The sequence below is a fragment of the Kitasatospora sp. NPDC093558 genome (genome assembly GCF_040683475.1).
GTDB lineage: Bacteria > Actinomycetota > Actinomycetes > Streptomycetales > Streptomycetaceae > Kitasatospora.
This window is the reverse complement of sequence record NZ_JBFBDY010000549.1, coordinates 1-4,177: the sequence shown is the minus strand read 5'-3', so window position 1 is coordinate 4,177 and position 4,177 is coordinate 1. Positions and strand designations below refer to the sequence as shown.

Annotated in this window: 3 protein-coding genes; 1 reads left to right on the top strand and 2 read right to left on the bottom strand. The window is 69.9% G+C overall.

The window, feature by feature from the left end; all coding sequences use genetic code 11:
• The coding region (locus AB0O00_RS31165) for an ABC transporter permease subunit (RefSeq protein WP_363657453.1) at positions 1–630 on the bottom strand (630 nt) is incomplete at its 3' end.
• Positions 627–2,297, bottom strand: coding sequence for a Tat pathway signal sequence domain protein (locus AB0O00_RS31160; RefSeq protein WP_363657451.1), 1,671 nt, complete (start codon positions 2,295–2,297; stop codon positions 627–629). The genes AB0O00_RS31165 and AB0O00_RS31160, both read right to left, overlap by 4 nt.
• Positions 2,298–2,503: 206 nt before the next feature.
• On the opposite strand from AB0O00_RS31160, the gene AB0O00_RS31155 reads away from it, so the two are divergent.
• The coding region (locus AB0O00_RS31155; protein ID WP_363657449.1) for a glycoside hydrolase family 3 N-terminal domain-containing protein at positions 2,504–4,177 on the top strand (1,674 nt) is incomplete at its 3' end.

The following is a 4,177-nucleotide window of genomic DNA, read 5'->3' as shown; positions in this document are numbered from 1 at the left end:
GGCGGCCGCGGCCTCGTACAGCTCGCTGTTGATCGCGCTCAGCGCCGCGAGGAAGACGATGATCCCCCAGCCCGCCTCCTTCCAGATCGCCTGCGAGGTGACCAGCAGGGCGAAGGTGTGCGGGTTGGTCATGATGTCCCAGGTGGCGATGTCGTGCTGGCGCAGGAACTGGTTGAGCACGCCGGCGCCGCCGAGCATCTGCTGGAAGATCGTGATCGCCAGCACCCACGAGAAGAAGTGCGGCAGGTAGACCACGGACTGGAAGAAGTTGCGGACCCGCTCGCTGATCACCGAGTTGAGCAGCAGGGCCAGGGCGATGGGGATCGGGAAGAAGAGGATCAGCTGGACGAAGCTCAGGTACATCGTGTTCTTCAGCGAGGCCCAGAACGCCGGGTCGCCGAACAGCTGCTGGAACTGGTCGAAGCCGACCCATTCGCTGTGCCGGACCCCGACCAGCGGGTCGTACTCCTGGAAGGCGGTGACGATGCCGAACAGCGGGACGTAGTTGAACACCAGGAGCAGGACGACCGCGGGCACCGTCATCAGCAGGAGGGACTTGTCGCGCCGCAGTCTGGTCCGCCAGTTGAGCCGCGCGGGGCCGGCCGGCTGCTTCGGGGCCGCGGTGCTCACTGGCCGGTGCCGTACTTGTTGAGGACGTTGTCGGTCATCCACTGCTTGAGCCGCTCCCCGGGGCCGGAGCGCCAGCCGGCGATGGCGTCCTGCACCTCGGAGACCTTCTTCTTGCCGTGGTAGCAGTCCTTGACGGTGTCGTTGACGTTCTGCGCGGCCGCGGCCGAGGCGATGGCCTGCGGCATGCTGAGGTTCATGCCCCAGAAGGGCGGCTTGGTGAGGTACTTGACGTTGGCGGCCGACCAGCCCGCGTAGTCCTTGGTGACCTGGTCGCCGCCCGGGTTGCTGATCACGGAGCCGGGGGCGGCCAGGAACGCGTAGGTCGTCGGCTGGACGTCCTTCTTGCCCTCGTCCGTGAAGGTCGGCACCCCGTTGACGCGGGTGTGGTGGACGCCCTCGACGCCGAAGTTGACCATGGTGTACTCGGCGGTGCCGTAGGGGGCGGCGAGGTAGTTCGCGACGGCGAGCAGTTCCTCGATCTGCGCGGGCTTCAGGTTGGCGTTGAGGTAGCTGATCATGCTGGCGGCGGCGCCCATGTAGATCACGGGCGTGCCCTTGCCGTCGGCGGTGATGGCGTTGAACGCGCCGCGCCGGTAGTTCGGGTCCGCGGCGATGCCGGACTGGGCGTCGGCCAGGTTCCAGGCGCCCAGTCCGCCGCCTCCGATGAGCGTCTTCCCGCTGTAGAAGCGGGTGGCCCCGTTGGAGACGTCACCGGCGAGGGCGTCCGGGTGCATGTAGCCCGAGGTGGCCAGGCGGTAGTGCCAGTCGAGCGCCTCCAGGAACTCCTGGGTCTCGAACGGGCTGATCAGCTTGCCGTTGTCGACCCTCCAGTTCATCGGAACGCCCCAGGAGAACTGGAGATAGGTCCACACGTCGTCGAAGGCCCACACGCCCCGCTTGGCGTCGGTCAGCTCCTTGCCGATGTTCATCAGGTCGTCGGCGGACTTCACCTGGTCGGCCGTGATGCCCCGGGCATCGAGGGTGTCCCGGCGGTAGAAGGTGGCGCCGGGGATGCCGAAGCTGGTGGAGAAGCAGGGGATCCCGTAGAGCTTGTCGCCCCAGACGCCGTGCTGCCAGGCGCCGGTGGGCAGGGCGGCCAGGTTGGGGTACTTCTTGATGTTGTCGCCGGCCAGGTACGGGGTCAGGTCCGCGATCTGGGTGCCGACCAGCCCACCGGTGTTGAAGTTGGCGTTCAACCAGGCCGGCAGGTTGATCCAGTCCGGCAGCTTCTTGGCGGCGGTCATCGTCGGGATGATGGTGTTGTAGTTGATCCCGTCCGTCGGCTTGACGGTCAGGTCGACTCCGAGGGCCTTGTTCAGCGCCTGGTAGAAGGAGTTGCCGACCGGAGGGTTGGTGCCCCACATCGGGGTGATCGCCGTGTAGCTGCCGCCCTTGCCCGGAACGCCGGAGACGCTAGCGGGCGGGGAAGCGGGGTAGGAGAGGTAGGCGGGGTCGGTCGCGGCGTCGCCCGCGCCCTGCACGGGGGCTATGTCCGGCTTGACCGCGTTGGCGTTGGGTACGTAGGTCGGCAGGGCGGCCTTGAGGCCCTCCTTGGTGTTCGCCCCGGCCTTCTTGTCCGAGCCGCCGCCGCAGGCGGACAGCAGGGGCGCCATCGCGGCGGCTCCCGCGACCGTGGCGGCGGTGGTGAGGAAGCTCCTGCGGTTCAACCCGGATCTCATGGTGGCGTAGCCCTCTCCGTCGAAGCGCTTGGATGTTTCGGCGAGACTAACGACGCGTTACCGGTTGGGCAAGAGGCTGAACAAATACAAAGTCGTTTGTGTCATGGGGAGTTGACAGGCCCGTCGGAGCATGCCAGCGTCGAAACGCTTCGATCATCCGGTCGCCGAGCCGAGCCGCCCGAAGGGTGTTCCACGTGAGTTCCGTGTCCGCAGCCGGCCTGCCCGGCTTCCGCAATCCCACGCTCGCCCTGCGCAAGCGTGTCGACGACCTGCTCCAGCGGCTCACGCCCGACGAGCGGCTCGCGATGCTGCACCAGTACGCGCCGGCCGTGCCGCGGCTGGGGGTCGGCCCCTTCCGCACCGGCGCCGAGGGCCTGCACGGCGTCTCGTGGCTGGGCGTGGCGACGGTCTTCCCGCAGGCCGTCGGCCTCGGCGCCACCTGGGACGAGGACCTCGTGCACCGCGTCGCCGAGGCCGTCTCCGTCGAGCTGCGGGCCTTCCACTACCACCGCCCGCCGATGATCGGCACGGCCAAGGACGGGCCGAACTCCCTCCAGGCCTGGGCCCCGGTGCTCAACCTGCTGCGCGACCCGCGCTGGGGCCGCAACGAGGAGGGCTACTCAGAGGACCCGGTGCACACCGCGCGGATCGGCGAGGCCTTCTGCCGGGGTCTCGCCGGCGACGACCCGGCCTACCTGCGGGCGGCCCCGGTGCTCAAGCACTTCCTCGCCTACAACAACGAGGACGACCGCAGCATCACCTCCTCCGGGGTGCGCCCGCGCGTGCTCCAGCAGAACGACCTCGCCGCCATCCGGCCCGTCGTCCAGGCCGGCGTCGCGACCGGCGCCATGGCCGCCTACAACCTGGTCAACGGCCGCCCGTGCCACGTCAGTCCGCTGATCGAGACGGAGCTGCGCCGCTGGGCCGAGCCGACCGGCCACGACCTGTTCGTGGTGAGCGACGCCGAGGCGCCGTCCAACCTGGTCGACCCGGAGCACTACTTCGACGACCACGCCGAGTCCCACGCGGCTGCGCTCAAGGCTGGCATCGACAGTTACACCGACCACGGCGAGGACAGCGAGACGGTCGTCGGCCGCCTGCGCGACGCCCTGGAGCGCGGCCTGATCTCCCAGGACGACATCGACACCGCGGTCCGCCGTCAGCTCGAAGTGCGCTTCCGCCTCGGCGAGTTCGATCCCGAGCTGGACCCGTACGCCGCCATCGGCCCGGAGGTGATCGACTGCCCCGAGCACCGCGCCCTGGCCCGCCGGGCCGCGACGGAGTCGACGGTGCTGCTCAAGAACGACGGCATCCTGCCGCTCGACCCCGCACGCACGCCCCGGATCGCCGTCATCGGCCCGCTCGCCGACGCCCTCTTCGAGGACTGGTACAGCGGCACCATGCCGTACCAGGTCGGCCTCGCCACCGGCCTCGGCGCGGCCCTCGCCCCGCACGGCGGCGAGGTGGTCCACGTGGACGGCTCCGACCGGATCGCCCTGCGCTCCCGTACCACCGGCGACCTCCTCGGCAAGACCTCCTTCGACGTGACCGACTGGGGCGGCGGCGCCCTCACGCTGCGCGCCGCCGACACCGGCCGCTACCTGACCCTGCAGGACGACGAGGGCCTGGCCGCCGACCAGGACGTCATCAAGGCCTGGTTCGTCAAGGAGACCTTCCGGTTCGAACCGGCCGGCGAGGACACCGTGCTGCTGCGCAACGTGTTCACCGGCCGCTACGCCGCCGTGGACCCGACCGACGGCCGGGACACCGTCACCGCCGAGACCCCGGAGACCGCCGGGCGCTCGCAGCGGGCGCTCCTGCGCGACGGCCTCGCCGAGGCCCGCGACGCCGCCGCGGCGGCCGACGCG